The sequence below is a fragment of the Rivihabitans pingtungensis genome (genome assembly GCF_003201855.1).
GTDB classification, from domain to species: Bacteria; Pseudomonadota; Gammaproteobacteria; order Burkholderiales; family Aquaspirillaceae; genus Rivihabitans; species Rivihabitans pingtungensis.
The window spans coordinates 1-16,234 of the sequence record NZ_QJKI01000019.1; the positions used below are offsets into that span (position 1 = coordinate 1).

Below are 16,234 nucleotides of genomic sequence, written 5' to 3' on the forward strand. Positions count from 1 at the left end.
AAATACAGCGAAGGCTTTGGCCCGCGCCCGCAGGCGATCAGCCATGTGCCGTATAACGACATTGCCGCCTTGCGCGCGGCGGTGAGCGCGCGCACCTGCGCGATTGTGGTCGAGCCGGTGCAGGGCGAAGGCGGGGTGTTGCCGGCCAGCCGCGAGTACTTGCAAGCGGCGCGTGAATTGGCTGATGCACACGGCGCACTGTTGATTTTTGATGAGGTGCAAACCGGCGTCGGCCGCACGGGCGCGCTGTACGCCTATCAACAATACGGCGTCACCCCGGATATTCTGACCAGCGCCAAGGGCCTGGGCGGCGGCTTCCCGATTGGCGCCATGCTGACCACCAGCGAAATTGCCCAGCATTTCAGCGTCGGCACCCATGGCACGACTTACGGCGGCAATCCGCTGGCCTGCGCGGTGGCGGAGGCGGTGATCGACACGGTGAACACGGCGGAAGTACAAGCCAATGTGACCGCACGCGCCGCGCAGCTGCGCACCGGGCTGGAAGCGCTGAATGCTGAATTGGGGCTGTTTGCCGAGGTGCGCGGGATGGGGCTGTTGCTGGGGGCGGTGTTGCAGCCGGCCTACGCCGGCCAGGCGCGCGAGCTGCTGCTGGCCGCCGCCCAGCACGGCGTGGTGGTGCTGCAAGCCGGCGCCGACGTGGTGCGCTTTGCCCCCTCGCTGGTGATCAGCGAGGCCGACATCGCCGAGGCGCTGGGCCGTTTGGCCACGGCGTGGCGTCAGTCAGCGCGCTAACGTTTACTTTATGACTGACCGACAGGAGTCCCCCTCATGTACATCTTTCGCCCGGTGACCGTCGCCGATTTGCCGGCCGTGGAAGCGCTGGCGGCGCAAAGCCCGGTGGGGGTCACCTCGCTGCCGGCCAACCGCGAGGCGCTGCTGCATAAAATTCAAGCCTCGCAGGACGCGCTGGCCGCCGAGGTGCGGCTGTATGGCGAAGAGCGCTATTTCTTCACCGTGGAAGACCGCGCCAGCGGCCGGCTGCTGGGTTTGTCCGGCCTGGTGGCTTCGGCTGGGTATAACGAGCCGTTTTACAGTTTTCGCAACGAGCTGTTGATCCACGCCTCGCCGGAGCTGGGCATCCACAACAAGATTCACGCCCTGTCGCTGTGCCACGACCTCACCGGCCATTCGCTGCTGACCTCGTTTTTTATCCTGCCGGAGCTGGGCGCCGGGCCGGCGGCCGAGCTGCTGTCGCGCAGCCGCCTGCTGTTCATGGCCGGCCACCCGGCGCGCTTTGCCGACACCGTGGTGTCCGAGATGCTGGGCGTCACCCGCGAGGATGGCAGCTCGCCGTTCTGGGATGCGGTGGGCCGGGTGTTTTTTGGCCTGGATTACCACGAGGCCGAGCTGATTTGCGGGGTGAAGGGGCGCAAGTTCATCGCCGAGCTGATGCGCCAGCACCCGATTTATGTGCCGTTGCTCAGCGCCGAGGCGCAGGCGGTGATTGGCGAAGTGGGCGAGGGCTCGCGCATTGCCTTTGACATCCTGGAGCGGGAAGGCTTTGAAACCGAAAACTACCTGGACATCTTCGACGGCGGCCCCACCCTGCTGGGCCGGCTGCCCGGCCTGCGCAGCTACGCCGGCAGCCGGGTGTGTCGGGTGCGGCTGGGGCCGGTGCAAGGCGGCGGGCCGTATCTGCTGGCCAATGGCGGCCTGAGCGATTTTTGCGCCACCCTGGCGCGCTTGCACCCGCCCGCGCATGGCGAAGTCACCGTGCCGCCAGACGTCGCCGCCGCGCTGGGGGTGGCGGAGGGCGAGATGGTGCGTCTGGCCGCTTTGTGATGCTGTATTTGTTTCTGGAGACTGTTCATGCGCGTACGCAGCATTGAATCCGCCGACCTGCCGGCCCTGCTTGCCCTGGCGCAATCCACCGGGGTGGGGGTGACCACGCTGCCGGCCAACGCCGAGCGGCTGGGCCGGCGCATCTACGCCTCGCTGGCCACCCTGGCCCAAGCGCCCGATCCGGCGCGCGCCAGCCTGCTGTTTGTGCTGGACGACCCGGCCCGCCCCCAGCATGTGGTGGGCATTTGCGGGCTGGAAGGCGCGCTGGGCATGAGCGAGCCCTGGTACAACTACCGGGTGGGTGCGGCGGTGCACGCCTCGCGCGAGCTGGGGCTGTATCGCCGGCTGGAAACCCTGTTTCTCAGCAACGACCTCACTGGCGCCGCCGAGCTGTGCTCGCTGTTTTTGCACCCGGACTGGCGGCGCGACGGCAATGGCAGCTTGCTGTCGAAATCGCGGTTTTTGTTTTTGGCCGAGTTTCCCGAGTATTTCAGCCCGCGCGTGATCGCAGAAATGCGCGGGGTGTCCGACGAGCATGGCCGCTCGCCCTTCTGGGAAAGCCTGGGCCGGCATTTTTTCAGCATGGAGTTTTCCGAGGCGGATTACCTCACCGGCATTGGCAATAAATCGTTTATCGCCGAGCTGATGCCGCAGCATTTGATTTACACCGCGTTTTTGTCAGCACCCGCGCGCGCGGTGATTGGCCAGGTGCACGCCAACACCCGCCCGGCGCTGGCGCTGCTGACTGGCGAAGGCTTTCGCTACAACGGCTATGTGGACATTTTTGACGCCGGCCCGGCAGTGGAATGCCCGCTGGCCGACATCCGCGCGGTGCGCGACAGCCTGTGCCTGCTGGCCGCTGACCGCCCGCCGCCGGCCCAGGCCCAGGCCCAGCCCTGGTTGGTGTCCAACCGCCGCCGCCACGGCTTTGCCGTCACCCTGGCGCACACCGCGCCCGACGCCGACGGCCAACTGCCACTGGACGCCCAGGCGCTGGCCGCGCTGGCCATCGCCCCCGGCGACAGCGTGCGCGCCGTGCCGCTGAGCCGCCCCCACCCCAATCGACCCTGAGGATGTGCTGATGACCCAATATTTTGCAGGCCAATGGCAGGCCGGCGCCGGCGCGCCGTTTGCCTCGCTCGACCCGGTGGACCAGCGTCCGCTGTGGCAAGGCCGCGCCGCCGACGCCGCCCAGGTGGACGCCGCCGTGGCCGCCGCCCGCGCCGCCTTTGCCGATTGGCGCGATGCCGGGCTGGACGCCCGCGCCGCTGTGGCGCGCCGCTTTGCCCAATTGCTGGGCGAACAGCAGGCCGAGCTGGCCGCGCTGATCGGCCAGGAAACCGGCAAGCCGCGCTGGGAAGCGTTGACCGAAGTGCAATCGATGATCGCCAAGGTGGACATCTCGCTGAAAGCCCAGGCCGAGCGCGCTGGCGAGCGCGCCCAGACCATGGGTGACGCCCAGGCGGTGCTGCGCCACCGCCCGCACGGCCTGGTGGCGGTGTTTGGCCCGTATAACTTTCCGGGGCATCTGCCCAATGGCCATATCGTGCCGGCGCTGCTGGCCGGCAACTGCGTGCTGTTCAAGCCGTCCGAGCTCACCCCGGCGGTGGCCGAGGCCACCGTGCGGCTGTGGCTGGCCGCCGGCCTGCCGGCGGGCGTGCTCAGCCTGTTGCAAGGCGGGCGCGACACCGGGGCAGCGCTGGCCGGCCATGACGGCGTGGATGGGCTGTTTTTTACCGGCAGCTCGTCCACCGGCCAGCAGCTGCACCAGCTGTACGCCGGCCGCCCGGACAAAATCCTGGCGCTGGAAATGGGCGGCAATAACCCGCTGATTGTTGACCAAGTGGCCGATGTGGACGCCGCGCTGCACCATATTGTGCAATCGGCGTTTGTGTCCGCCGGCCAGCGCTGCACCTGCGCGCGCCGCCTGCTGGTGGCGCGCGGCGGCGAGGGCGACGCCTTGCTGGCCCGGTTAACCGCAGTGTGCGCGGCGCTGCGCGTGGGCCGCTGGGACGACGAACCGGCGCCGTTTATGGGCGCGGTGATCTCGCCCGCCGCCGCCCGCCGCTTGCTGGACAGCCAGGCCGCGCTGCTGGCCGCTGGCGGCGTCAGCCTGCTGGCCATGCGCGAGCTGGCCCCCGGCAGCGCCCTGCTCAGCCCCGGCCTGATCGACGTCAGCGCGGTGGCTGCCTTGCCCGACGAAGAAGACTTCGGCCCGCTACTCAAGGTGCAGCGTTATGACGACCTGGAACACGCCTTTACGCTGGCCAACGCCACCCGCTACGGCCTGGCCGCCGGGCTGCTCTCAGACCGGCGCGAGGTGTACGAGCGCTTTTGGCGCGCCATGCGCGCTGGCGTGGTCAACTGGAACAAACCGCTGACCGGCGCCTCCAGCGCCGCGCCATTTGGCGGCGTGGGCGCCTCGGGCAACCACCGCGCCAGCGCCTACTACGCCGCCGATTATTGCGCCTACCCGGTGGCCGGGCTGGAAGCCGCCACCGCCCAACTGCCGGCCAGCCTACCGCCCGGCCTGACCCTGAACCCCTGATGGAGCGCCAGATGCACGCATTCGAAGCCAATTTTGACGGCCTGGTAGGCCCCACCCACAACTACGCCGGTTTGTCGTATGGCAATGTGGCCTCAACCGGCAATGGCCAGCGCGCCGCCAACCCGCGCCTGGCCGCCCGCCAGGGCCTGGACAAAATGAAAGCCCTGGCTGATCTGGGGTTTCGCCAGGGCGTGCTCGCCCCGCACGAGCGCCCGGACGTGGCCAGCCTGCGCCAGCTGGGCTTTGCCGGCAGCGACGCACAGGTGGTTGCCCGCGCCGCGCGCGAAGCGCCCGCCGTGCTGGCCGCATGCAGCTCGGCCTCGCCGATGTGGACGGCCAACGCCGCCACTGTCAGCCCCTCGGCTGACAGCGCCGACGGCCGCGTGCACTTCACCCCGGCCAACCTCAACAATAAATTTCATCGCGCCATCGAGCACCCCACCACCGGCCGCGTGCTGGCCGCCACCTTTGCCGACCCGCGCTGCTTTGCCCACCACCCGGCGCTGCCGGCGCACATGGCCTTTGGCGACGAAGGCGCGGCCAACCACACCCGGCTGTGCGCCGACTACGGCGCGCCCGGCGTGCAGCTGTTTGTCTACGGCCAGCGCGCCTTTGACGCCAGCGCCAACGGCCCGCGCCGCTACCCGGCCCGGCAAACGCTGGAAGCCAGCCAGGCGGTGGCCCGCCAGCACGGCCTGAACCCGGCGCGCGTGGTGTTTGCCCAGCAAGCGCCCGCCGCCATCGACGCCGGGGTGTTTCACAACGACGTGATCGCCGTGGGCAACCGCGACGTGCTGTTTTATCACCAGCACGCCTTTGCCGACGCCGACGCCACCCTGGCCGCGCTGGCCGACGCCATGCACGGCGTCGGCGCCAGCCTGCGCCCGCTGCAAGTGCCGGCGGCGGCGGTCAGCATCGAAGACGCCGTGCGCAGTTATCTGTTCAACAGCCAGCTGCTCAGCCGCGCCGACGGCCGCATGCTCTTGGTCGTGCCGGAAGAATGCCGCCACGTCGAGCCGGTGTGGGCCTATCTGCAAGACCTATTGGCCAGCCAGGGCCCGATTGCCGAAGTGCGGGTGTTTGACCTCAAGCAATCCATGCAAAACGGCGGCGGCCCGGCCTGCCTGCGCCTGCGCGTGGCGCTGACCGCCGACGAATGCGCGGCGGTCAACCCGGCGGTGTGGATCAACGACGCCCGCTACGCCAGCCTGTGCGCCTGGGTGGACCGCCACTACCGCGACCGCCTCAGCGCCGACGACCTGGCCGACCCGCAGCTGCTGCAAGAATGCCGCACCGCGCTGGATGAGCTCACCCAGCTGCTGCAACTGGGCGCTGTGTATCCTTTTCAGCGAGGCTGACCATGATGGGAGATTTGCTCGCCGCCGTGCTGCACGACCGCCCGGCGTTGACCGCCGCCCGCCCGCTGGCCGGCGGCGGCCAAGTGGAAGAATGGGACCAGGGCGTGTGGTGCTTCACCCCCGCCGCGCCCAGCCAGTTTGACCTCGTGCTGTCCGCCGGGGTGCACGGCAACGAAACCGCCCCGGTCGAGCTGCTCGACCAACTGGGTCAGGCCCTGCTGGACGGCAGCCAGCCGCTGCGCTGCCGGCTGCTGCTGATCCTGGGCAACCCGGCGGCGCTGCGCCAGGGCGTGCGCTATCTGGACGAAGACATGAACCGCCAGTTCGGCGCCCAGCCCGGCGGCGGCCGCGACGCCCAGCGCGCCCACGCCCTGCGCCAGCACATCCAGCGCTTTTTTGCCGACGGCGCGCCCACCGCCCTGCGTGTGCATTACGACCTGCACACCGCCATCCGTGGCTCGCTGATCGAGCAATTTGCCCTGTGCGCCGCCCCCGACCCGGCCGAGGCGCGCTTTGACCCGCTGGCCTGGCTGGCCGCCGCCGGCATGCGCGCCGCCCTGCTCTACCAGCGCAGCGCCCCCACCCTCACCGCCTGGACCCACAGCCAGCACCACGCCCACGCCGCCACCCTGGAACTGGGCAAAGCCCGACCCTTCGGCCACAACCAGGCCATCGACCTGAGCCAACTGGCGCAACAACTGCGCCACTGGCTGGCCAGCCCCACCCTGCCCGCCGCCCCCAACACCTCGCCACCACCCATGCCCTGCTTTCGCGTCGCCCGCGACATCCCCCGCCTGAGCGACGCCTTCCGCCTGCACCTGGCCGCCGACACCGCCAACTTCACCCCGCTTTACCCAGGCCAACTGCTGGCCGAAGACGGCGACACCCGCTATGTGATTGACGAACAAGACGCCCGGGTGATTTTTCCGAACCCGAACGTGGCCAATGGCCAGCGGGCGGGGCTGGTGATTGTGCCGTGGGATTTGCCGTAAATTGCCATGATTTAATCATTAGCGTTATGCTAATGGCCCCGTCCGCGCGCCTATCATTCGGTCTGTGTTTGCTGGCGGGGCTGAGGGCGAAAGGCCGCGTGCGGATCACCAGGACGGCGTTGAAAAACCATCGCGCTCGCGTCGAAAGGATGTAATGCATACTTACAATAAAATATATCTGGCTGGAGAAATGTTGGTTGAGTCGGCTAGAGTTTATCGGGCTGCGCGGCGACGAGTGGAGTTTGTTTCTGCTATTTTGTTGGCAGGTGCGGTGATAGGCATTATTGCTCCCTATATTGAAGAACTAGGCGGACAAGCATCTGATCATGATTTTGTTGATTTATTGGTTGCCATGAAGAGGCTAAGGGGAGCCACCCCGCAAGATCTAAAAAGATATACTGCTAAGGTTATTCGGGAGCGACGCTATGTTTATAACAGCTTAAAGCATGCAGGGAAGAAGAAAAGAGGTGAGTCTCCAGAAATCAAACCATCAGATGATTGTGAGTTAATAGCTGATTTGCAGTTAGAAGCTTATAGTGTAATAGGTCGAGCCATCGATGACTATATAAAATATATAAACATAAAAGATAGGGGAGGCTGTTTTAGACTGGTGAATAATTTGCCTGAGCAGCTTCTCGATATTCTGCAGATGCCCTGGGTTGAAGAGTATCCGCATCAGTTTTGATAAAAAATAAAAAACTTAAGGACGAGTTGAGCTATATGCCTATTTTCAAACCATTGCCTGCTCATGAAAATATATAAACCTTTTTCATACAAAACATGTCCATCCCTGCATCTCGCCTCCTCTCCCGCACCCTCACCCCAGATGGCCTGATCGTGCGCACCTTGCGCACGCACTGGCCCGAAGCGCTGGCGATTTACGCTTTTGGCAGCCAGATACAAGGTCAGGCCGGCCCTGAGAGTGATCTTGATCTGGCGCTATTGCTACCCGCTTATGCTGACCCCCTGGTGCGCTGGGATGTGGCTCAGCAGCTGGCGATTGCGCTGGGCTGTGATGTGGATTTGCTCGATCTGCGCGCGGCCAGCACGGTGATGCAATATCAGGTGATTACCACGGGGCAATGTCTTTGGGCGCAGCAGCCGGCGGCGGGTTTGTTTGAGTGTTTTGTCTTGAGCGAAAAGCTGGATTTCGATGCCGCTCGCGCGGGTTTATTGACGGAGATTGCCGAGCAAGGAAAAGTCTATGCGCGATGATGTATTGTTTAACAAAGCCGCCACGATTGAGCGCTGTGTGGCGCGAGCCAAAGAAGAGTTTTTAGCGGCAGGCGAGCACTTTGCCACGGATTTCACCCGTCAGGACGCTGCCGTGCTGAATGTGCAGCGAGCGTGCGAGGCAGCGCTGGACATGGGGCAGCATCTGATCCGCCGTGAAAAACTGGGCATTCCGCAAAGCGCGCGGGATGTGTTTGCTTTATTGCATGCCGGTGGCTGGATTGACTCGGCCTTGGCGGTGAGCCTGCAAAAAATGGTCGGGTTCCGCAATATTGCTGTGCATGACTATCAGGCCTTGCTGATTCCGATTGTCACCGAGGTGATTCGCCATCATCTGGACGATTTTTTGCGCTATAGCCAGCATGTGCTGCAACGGGCGCATCCCTCGGCGTAAAAACCGCTTTAACGCTATGCTTGGTGAGGTGGCGTGGTCTTGTCCGTGAACCCGCGCTTGCTCAGGGCTGCGCTTTGCCCATTTCTTTGGCGTGATCAGCCGTTTTAAGGAGATCCCATGAGTCTGCAATTTCTTGGCCTGGCCGGCAGTTTGCGCGCCAAATCCACCAATCGCGGTTTGCTGCGCGCGGCGCAGGGGCAGTTGCCGGCAGGGGTGAGCCTGGCGCTGGCGGAGTTGGCCGATGTGCCGTTTTATAATGCGGATTTGACCGAAAAGCCGGCGGCGGTGCAGCGGGTGCTGGCGCAGTTGGCGGCGGCGGATGCCTTGGTGCTGGCTTGCCCCGAGTACAATTATTCGCTGGCGCCAGCGCTGAAAAACATGCTGGATTGGGCTTCGCGCGAGCCGGATAACGCCTTGCTGGCCGGCAAGCCGGTGGCGATCATGGGGGCGGGCGGCGGCATGGGCACGTCGCGGGCGCAATACCATTTGCGCCAGGTGTGCGTGTATCTGGATTTGCATCCGCTGAACAAGCCGGAGGTGTTCGCCAATGCCTTTGCCGGCGGTTTTGACGAGCATGGCGATGTGCGCGACGAGCGCTTGCTGGGCCAGTTGGCGGCGCAGATGCAGGCGCTGAAAGACTGGACTTTGCGTTTGCGTGCATAGCAGGCGGTGTGGCCACACCCGCTCATCCGGGTGTGGTGCTTGGCAGCGTCACTGGGTGCTCGCGTCACTGGGCACTGGTGCGCAGCAGAGGCTGCAGCGCACAGGCGGCGAGTTTCTGACCATATCGCAAACCTTTGAACGTGTGCTCAGCGCGCCGCCAGTGCGCGCATCACCCGCTTCCATTGCCCTTCGGCCTCGGCGCCGACTTCGGCAAACACCTTGCCCATCAGCGCGTGCTGGGCGGCGGACAATGCCGCTTCCAGCTCGGCGCCGGCCGGGGTGAGCGTCAGCTCGCGCACCCGGCGGTCGTGCTGGCCCACTTCGACGGCAATCAGCCCGCGTTCGATCAATTGCCGCAGCGGCGCGTTCAGCGCCTGCTTGCTCACCCCGAGAATGCCCAATAGCGCGTTGACGCTCAGCCCAGGATGGCGGCCGACAAAATACAGCGCGCGGTGGTGCACGCGTTGCAGGCCGCGTTCGGCCAGCACTTGGTCGGGCAGGGCGGTGAAGGCGCGAAAGCCATAAAAAAACAGTTCCAGCGCTTCGTCCAGCGCCGGGTCACGGGAATTTTGGTCAATCATGTTGACTATTTTATCCAAAGCGGCGAATAATTAGGTCAACTTTATTGACTAAAGCCAACCCATGGAGACCCGTCATGTTATCGCAGCGCACCGCCCGCCTCACCTCTTCCCTGATCCGCGACATCCTCGCCGCCGCCCAGCGGCCGGGCATGATTTCGTTTGCCGGCGGCCTGCCGGCCAGCGAAACGCTGGCGCTGCCCCGGCTGGAAGATGTGCCGGACGGGGTGATGCAATACGGCCCGTCCGAAGGCGAGCCGGCGTTGCGCGAGGCGGTGGCCGAGCGGGCGCGCGCCATGGGCATGCGCTGTGACGCCAGCCAGGTGCTGATCCTCACCGGCTCGCAGCAGGGCATTGATCTGGTGTCCAAGCTGCTGATCGACCCCGGCACGCCGGTGCTGCTGGAAGCGCCGACGTATCTGGCGGCTTTGCAGTCGTTTCAGTTTTTTGGCGCCGATTGCCGCAGCGTGGCGCTGGGCGAGCACGGGCCGGACCTGGACGCGCTGCGCGCCGGGCTGGCGGCCAAGCCGGCGTTTGCCTATTTGATTCCGACTTTTCAGAACCCGTCCGGCCGCTGCTACGACGCCGCCCATCGCGACGCGACGGCCGAGGCGCTGGACGCCCAGCAGGTGCTGCTGGTGGAGGACGACCCTTACCGCGAGCTGGTGTACGACGAGGCCTGCGAGCGCACGCCGCTGTGCGCGCGGCTGACGCGCGCGCCGTGGATTTATCTGGGCAGCTTTTCGAAAACCCTGGCCCCCGGCCTGCGCGTGGGCTATCTGATTGCTTCGCCCGAGTTGTTTCCGTATTTGCTCAAGCTCAAGCAGGCGGCGGATTTGCACAGCAACCGGCTGAGCCAGTGGCTGGTGCTGTCGCAATTGCAGGGCGACTTTGCCGGCCACCTGGCCCGGCTGCGCACGCTGTACCGCGAGCGCCGCGACCAGATGCACGCGGCGCTGAGCGAGCAATTGGGTGAGGCAGCCAGCTGGCAATGCCCGCCGGGCGGGCTGTTTTTTTGGTTGCAGCTGAATACGCCGGGCATCGACACCCGCACGCTCTTGCCCGAAGCGATGGCGCGCGGGCTGGCCTTTATGCCGGGCGAGCCGTTTTTCCCGAATGCGCCGGCGGCGGTGAGCGCGATGCGGCTGAATTTCAGCCACAGCGACCCGGCCAGCCTGCGCCAGGGGGTGCGCTTGCTGGCTGAGTTGCTGCATGAGCAGCAAGAGGGGTGAACCCGGCTGTGCAGGCTAAGCGGGAATTTTCATGCGTTAAAATTATGGATCATGCCAAATAAGTTCACCCTGTGCGCAAGTGAGCGAAGTTCATGAAAAAATGCACTAAACCACGCTGACGACAGGGAACTTTTGCTGACATAATCCGGTCTCTCGGATTACCCACACTGCTGACCCACACCAGCTTGTCATCGCAAGCTTTCGCTGTGGGTCATGCCTTTCCGGCTCACAACTGAGACTGACTTTCGTTCATGTCGATAGCCAGACTTGCTATATTCGTGCCTTTGTACGTATAAATACTTAAAATACGTGCTTGAATTTTTGCACGAACAAGCGGAACATCACATCTGGCCGTCAGCAATAGTTGACTAGTGTCAGCAATTGTCAGAGTGACCGTATGTTTTACAGAAGGCTTACCCTAATATGCGCATCAATCCTGCTTACAAAAAGATCATTGAAGAGACCATGGAACGCTATGGCATTCAGGATCACCGCCTGGAAATGGGTGGCAAGCATGCTCACCTGCTGTTCAGCCACGATGGCCGTTCGCACAAGGTCACCATACCGGGCAGTCCGTCTGATTCGCAGCGCGGCCTGAAAAACTTTGCCTGCGACCTGCGCCGCCGGATTGTCGGCATGAACGTCAACGCCGCCAGTGATATGCCGGCAGAAGAAATATTGCCCGACGCAGATCTTCTGGAAAAAATCCAGCTGCGTCTGGCGGAAAACCCGCCACAACATGCCACCGAGCGCGATTTTCAGGCGCTCAAGCTGCTGGACGGGCGCATGCGCTCGGCCGTGGCTATCGGTCAGGACGCCCATGCCGACAATCCGGCCGCCTGGGGGGTCGAACGACTGGAGCGGCTGGTGTGGCTGGGCCTGGCCGAAGGCGATGGCCAGGGCCGTTACCGCAAGATGGGCGGCACCCGCCAATAAGCTTGCCGCCCTTGGCATGCGTGCAGCCTTGACATCGTGTCGCTTTTATATAGTTTGCGGTTGCGCAACTGTCAGTATGATTGACGACGTCAGTCCGGTTTGCTGGCGCAGCTGCCTGCGGCAGCGCGTCTCACCCGACCAAGCCTCATAATGCAGGTGGCATCGCCTGCGCCGCGCCGGCCTGCACCGCCGCGCCAAAGCGCGCCAGCTTGGGCGATTGCAGCGCCCAGCTGTGCCAATACAGTGTCAGCGCCGGGCCGGGCGCGCCGGCCAGCACATCCACCAGGCGGCCGCTGGCCAGCAAGTCGGCCACTTGTAAACGCGGCGTCAGCCCATAGCCCAGCCCGGCCAGCACCACATTCAGCAGCGCATGCACCGCCGGCACGGTGAAATACGGAAAATCATTCAGCGCCAGGCCGTAATCAGCCATGAAGTTCAGGTGCAGGCTGTCTTTCAGGTTAAACAAAATCGCCGGGGCCGCACGCAGCGTCTCGGCGCTGACGCCATGGGCAAAATAGCGGCGGGCAAATGCCGGCGTGGCCACGCACACATAGGGCATGCGCCCCAGGCACACGCTCTGGCAGCCGGTCAGCGCCTGCGCCTGCGTCGTCACGCAGCCAATCACATCGCCGTTTTTCAGCAGGGCGTGGGTATAGTCCTGGTCATCGACAATCAATTGCAGCAGCAGGTTTTCTTGCGTCACGCAATCGGCAATCGCCTCAGGAAACCAGGTTTCCAGTGAGTCGGCGTTAACGGCCACCGCCAGCGTGGTAAAGGCATCGGGCACATCACCCGCCAGATCATGGCGCAACTCAGCCTCCAGCAATTGTAGCTGGCGCACATGGCGCAGCAGGCGCTTGCCGGCCGGGGTGGGGCGCACCGGCTGGCTGCGCACCAGCACGGTTTGCCCGAGGTGTTCTTCCAGCTGGCGAATGCGCTGCGACACCGCCGACGGGGTGATGCACAGCCACTGCGCGGCCAGTTCAAAACTGCCAGCGCGGACAATGGCCTCCAGCGCGTCCAGGGGTTTGGCGTCGAGCATGATTAAGTTTTTTTAATGATGATGAAAAACAAACAATTTTACTGAATTTATTCCAGCCCGTAAGCTGAGTCCATCAGGTTTTCTGCACAGACGGACAGGAATGGACATGCAAAGCGCGGTATTTTTTCAGGGGTTGGCGGTCAGTGCCGGCTTGATTGTGGCGATTGGCGCGCAAAACGCCTTTGTGCTGGCGCAGGGGGTGCGCGGCGCGCATCGCTTGCAGATTGCGCTGGCTTGCGCCAGTTCGGATGCCTTGCTGATTGCCCTGGGCGTGGGCGGCGCCGGCGCCTTGATTGCCAGCCAGCCGGCCTTGCTGGCGCTGGCGCGCTGGGGCGGCGCGGCTTTTTTGCTGGTGTACGCCGCCATGGCCTTGCGCCGCGCCTGGCATGGCGAATCGATGACCCTGCCGGCGGATAGCCAGCAATCGGTGTGGCGGGTGTTGCTGGCCACCCTGGCGGTGACCTGGCTGAACCCGCATGTGTATCTGGACACCGTGGTGCTGCTGGGCGGGGTGGCGGCGCAACTGCCCGCGCAAGAAAGATTCACCTTTGGCCTGGGCGCGGCGCTGGCCTCATGGCTGTGGTTTTTTGCCCTGGCCTACGGCGCGCGCCTGCTGGCCCCGCTGTTTACCCGGCCGGCCAGTTGGCGGGTGTTGGACACCAGCGTGGCGCTGGTGATGTTGGCCGTGGCCTATCAGCTACTGCAAGGCTGATGGGTCAAACTCAGATGGCAAACGCCACCAGGTGCTCGGCGTCCAGGCGCACGCCGATTTCTTCGCCAATGGCGTGGTCGTGGTGGCTGGGGGCCAGCGACAGCACGGTCTGGCCGGAGGGCAGCGCCAGGGTGTACAGAAACTCCGCGCCGCGAAACGCCCGCGCCGCCACGCGCGCGCGCAGCGGGCTGGCGTCGTCGTGCGCCACATCGTCCGGCCGCAGCAGCACTTCCACCCGGCTGCCGGCGGCAAAGCCGTGCGGGCGCAGGCTGCACGCCTCGCCCAGCTCGATGCGGATGCAGGCGTCGGCGCACACTTCGCCAGGCAGCAGCACGCCCTGGCCGATAAAATCCGCCACCATGCGGTTGGCCGGCTGGTGGTACAGATTGTACGGGCTGTCCCACTGCATGATGCGGCCCTGCTCCATCACCCCCACCTTGTCGGCCATGGCGAAGGCTTCGTGCTGGTCGTGAGTGACCAAAATCGCCGTGGCCTGCGCTGCCTTGAGGATGTCGCGCACTTCCTGGCCCAGCCGCTCGCGCAGCGACACATCCAGATTGGAAAACGGCTCGTCCAGCAGCAACAGGCGCGGCTGTGGGGCCAGCGCCCGCGCCAGCGCCACCCGCTGCTGCTGGCCGCCGGACAATTCGTGCGGGTAGCGCTGCGCCAGGCCATCCAGGCCAACCAGCGCCAGCATGCGCGCCACCTGCGCCGCGCGGGCATCGCGCGCCAGCGCATCCAGGCCAAAGCCGACATTGCCGGCCACGGTCAGGTGTGGGAACAAACCATAATCCTGAAACACCATGCCGATCTGGCGCTTGTGCGCCGGGGTGTGCAGGCGAGCGTCGGCCAGCAGCTGGCCATCAATCAGGATGCGCCCGCCGCTGAGCGGCTCAAAGCCGGCAATGCAGCGCAGCACGGTGGTTTTGCCGCAGCCGGAGCTGCCCAGCAGGCAGCCGATTTCGCCGCGCTGCAAAGACAGGGACAATTGTTCCACCACGCTGTGGCGAGCGTAGCGCTGGCTGATGGCGTCCAGCTGCAATAAAGGAGAAGAAGTCATCTGTGCGCTCCAGTGTGCGAGGATGCGCGCGCCAGCAGCAGCACCGGCAGCAGGCCCACCAGCACCAAAGCCACCGCCGGCAGCGCGGCGCGCTCCCACTCGCCCTCGGAAGTCATTTCAAAAATCCGCACCGCCAGGGTGTCCCAGCCAAACGGACGCGTCATCAGGGTGATGGGCATTTCTTTCATCACATCCACGCACACCATCAGCACGGCGGTCAGCAGGCCGCCGCGCAGCATCGGCACATGCACGCGGCGCAACAGCGCAAAGCCGGCCACGCCCAGGCTGCGGGCGGTTTCTTCCTGGCTGCGGGTAATGCGCTGCATGGCGGCGTCCACCGAAGAAAACCCCACGGCGGCAAAGCGCGCCAGATAGGCCAGCAGCATCACCGCCAGCGTGCCCTTGAAAATCGCCGTGGTGCCTTCTGGCAGGGCGGCGCCCAGCCAGGCAATCAGTAGATTATCCAGCGCCGCCACCGGGATGAACAAACCCACCGCCAGCACCGTGCCGGGCACGGCATAGCCCAGGGTGGCCAGGCGCACCCACAGCCGCGCCGTGGGCGAGGGGTCGCGGCGCTGGGCGTAGGACAAGGCCAGCGCGCACAGCGTCACCAAGCCAGCGGCCATGATGGCCAGCGCCAGCGAATGCCAGACAAAGTCGATATAACGGGCGTCCAGGTCGGCTTCCCACACCCGCGCCACCCACACCAGCAATTGGCCAAACGGCAGCACAAAAGCCAGCAGCAGCACCAGGCTGGCAAAACCGCAGGCCAGCGCCGCAGGCCAGCCATGCAGCGGCAAGCGCGACTGTGGCTGCGCCAGCCGGCCGGCGTGGTAGGCGCGGCCGCCGCGCAGACGCTGCTCCAGCCAGATCAGGGCAAACACCAGCAGCACCAGCAAAGACGACAGTTGCGAGGCGGACGACAGCGAGAACATGGCGAACCAGGCTTTATAAATCGCCGTGGTGAAGGCGTCGAAACTGAAAATCGACACCGTGCCAAAATCGGCCAGCGCCTCCATCAAGGCCAGCGACACGCCGCCAATCAGCCACGGCCGCGCCATCGGCAGCGCCACCCGCCAAAACCCCTGCCAGGGGCTGAGCCCCAGCGACTGCGCCGCCTCCAGCGCGCGCCGGCCCTGGCTGGCGAAGGCGTCGCGCGCCAGCAGATACACATAGGGGTAGAGCGCCAGGCTCATCACCAACACCACGCCGCCGCGCGAGCGGATGGGCGGAAACCACGCCGAACTGCCCCATACCTCGCGCAGCCAGCTTTGCAGCACGCCAGAAAAATCCAACAGGCCAATCTGGGTGAAGGCCATCACATAGGCCGGCATGGCCAAGGGCAGCATCAGCGCCCAATTGAACACCCGCCGGCCAGGAAACTCATGCACCGCCACCAGCCAGCCCAAGGGCACGCCCAGCAGCAGCACCCCGACGCCGACGCCCAGCAGCAACAAGGCGGTGTTGGCCAGCAGGCGCGGCAAGACAAACTCGGATAAATGCGCCCAGATGTCGGCGTTGACGTCGGCAAACGACAAGGCAATCACCAGCAGCGGCAGCACGGTGACGCTGCTGATCAGCGCCGCCAGCGCCTGCCAGCGCGACACGGCAGGCCACCACGCCGGCTTGCGCCAGCCGGGCGGGTAGGTCGTCGCGGGAGAGGAGGTTTCGCCATGCATGGCG

At 65.0% G+C, this 16,234-nt stretch carries 17 protein-coding genes; 13 read left to right on the forward strand and 4 right to left on the reverse strand.

The genetic code is table 11. The features are described 5' to 3' along the window. The 10 genes from DFR34_RS12470 to DFR34_RS12510 form a co-directional block, all read left to right on the forward strand. On the forward strand, positions 1-753 hold a 753-nt coding region (locus DFR34_RS12470; protein WP_146215139.1), incomplete at its 5' end, for an aminotransferase class III-fold pyridoxal phosphate-dependent enzyme. Between the two features lie 36 nt (positions 754-789). Beyond that, complete coding sequence (gene astA, locus DFR34_RS12475; protein WP_110391490.1) at positions 790-1,803, forward strand: arginine N-succinyltransferase; 1,014 nt, start codon at positions 790-792, stop codon at positions 1,801-1,803. Positions 1,804-1,830: 27 nt separating this feature from the next. Continuing rightward, positions 1,831-2,874, forward strand: coding sequence for an arginine N-succinyltransferase (gene astA / locus DFR34_RS12480; protein ID WP_110391491.1), 1,044 nt, complete (start codon positions 1,831-1,833; stop codon positions 2,872-2,874). Between the two features lie 10 nt (positions 2,875-2,884). Then, positions 2,885-4,351 carry a succinylglutamate-semialdehyde dehydrogenase gene (gene astD, locus DFR34_RS12485; RefSeq protein WP_211309401.1) on the forward strand — a complete coding sequence of 489 codons (1,467 nt, stop codon included), beginning with the start codon at positions 2,885-2,887 and terminating at the stop codon, positions 4,349-4,351. Between the two features lie 11 nt (positions 4,352-4,362). Then, entirely contained in the window at positions 4,363-5,709 is a 1,347-nt protein-coding gene (astB, locus tag DFR34_RS12490; RefSeq protein ID WP_110391541.1) for an N-succinylarginine dihydrolase, read from the forward strand. 2 nt (positions 5,710-5,711) lie between these two features. Beyond that, positions 5,712-6,701, forward strand: a complete 990-nt coding sequence (astE, locus tag DFR34_RS12495; protein ID WP_110391492.1) for a succinylglutamate desuccinylase — start codon at positions 5,712-5,714, stop codon at positions 6,699-6,701. Positions 6,702-6,855: 154 nt separating this feature from the next. Further along, positions 6,856-7,386: a hypothetical protein gene (locus DFR34_RS16935; protein WP_146215140.1), complete on the forward strand. Its 531-nt coding sequence runs from the start codon at positions 6,856-6,858 to the stop codon at positions 7,384-7,386. Between the two features lie 95 nt (positions 7,387-7,481). Next, positions 7,482-7,916: a type VII toxin-antitoxin system MntA family adenylyltransferase antitoxin gene (gene mntA / locus DFR34_RS12500; RefSeq protein ID WP_110391493.1), complete on the forward strand. Its 435-nt coding sequence runs from the start codon at positions 7,482-7,484 to the stop codon at positions 7,914-7,916. Next, a complete protein-coding gene (gene hepT, locus DFR34_RS12505; RefSeq protein WP_110391494.1) occupies positions 7,906-8,328 on the forward strand; it encodes a type VII toxin-antitoxin system HepT family RNase toxin in 423 nt (140 codons plus the stop codon). Before mntA ends, hepT begins: the two co-directional genes overlap by 11 nt. A gap of 117 nt (positions 8,329-8,445) precedes the next feature. Beyond that, complete coding sequence (locus DFR34_RS12510; protein WP_110391495.1) at positions 8,446-8,991, forward strand: NADPH-dependent FMN reductase; 546 nt, start codon at positions 8,446-8,448, stop codon at positions 8,989-8,991. Between the two features lie 146 nt (positions 8,992-9,137). Here DFR34_RS12510 and DFR34_RS12515 read toward each other — a convergent pair whose 3' ends face one another. Then, positions 9,138-9,572, reverse strand: a complete 435-nt coding sequence (locus tag DFR34_RS12515; RefSeq protein WP_110391496.1) for a MarR family winged helix-turn-helix transcriptional regulator — start codon at positions 9,570-9,572, stop codon at positions 9,138-9,140. A gap of 74 nt (positions 9,573-9,646) precedes the next feature. Between DFR34_RS12515 and DFR34_RS12520 the strand changes: the two genes are divergently transcribed. Further along, positions 9,647-10,801, forward strand: a complete 1,155-nt coding sequence (locus DFR34_RS12520) for an aminotransferase-like domain-containing protein (protein ID WP_110391497.1) — start codon at positions 9,647-9,649, stop codon at positions 10,799-10,801. A 423-nt stretch (positions 10,802-11,224) separates the two neighbouring features. Beyond that, a complete protein-coding gene (locus tag DFR34_RS12525) occupies positions 11,225-11,737 on the forward strand; it encodes a hypothetical protein (protein ID WP_110391498.1) in 513 nt (170 codons plus the stop codon). A 145-nt stretch (positions 11,738-11,882) separates the two neighbouring features. Here DFR34_RS12525 and DFR34_RS12530 read toward each other — a convergent pair whose 3' ends face one another. Next, on the reverse strand, positions 11,883-12,779 hold the full coding sequence (locus DFR34_RS12530) for a LysR family transcriptional regulator ArgP (protein WP_110391499.1): 897 nt from the start codon (positions 12,777-12,779) through the stop codon (positions 11,883-11,885). 106 nt (positions 12,780-12,885) lie between these two features. Here DFR34_RS12530 and DFR34_RS12535 point away from each other — a divergent pair, with 106 nt between their 5' ends. Beyond that, the gene (locus DFR34_RS12535) at positions 12,886-13,491 is read left to right on the forward strand and encodes a LysE/ArgO family amino acid transporter (RefSeq protein WP_110391542.1); all 606 of its coding nucleotides are present in this window, start codon (positions 12,886-12,888) and stop codon (positions 13,489-13,491) included. A gap of 10 nt (positions 13,492-13,501) precedes the next feature. Here DFR34_RS12535 and DFR34_RS12540 read toward each other — a convergent pair whose 3' ends face one another. Both DFR34_RS12540 and DFR34_RS12545 read right to left on the reverse strand, forming a co-directional pair. Continuing rightward, positions 13,502-14,551 carry an ABC transporter ATP-binding protein gene (locus DFR34_RS12540; protein WP_110391500.1) on the reverse strand — a complete coding sequence of 350 codons (1,050 nt, stop codon included), beginning with the start codon at positions 14,549-14,551 and terminating at the stop codon, positions 13,502-13,504. Continuing rightward, positions 14,548-16,230, reverse strand: a complete 1,683-nt coding sequence (locus DFR34_RS12545; RefSeq protein ID WP_110391501.1) for an ABC transporter permease — start codon at positions 16,228-16,230, stop codon at positions 14,548-14,550. Before DFR34_RS12545 ends, DFR34_RS12540 begins: the two co-directional genes overlap by 4 nt. Between the last annotated feature and the right edge of the window lie 4 nt (positions 16,231-16,234).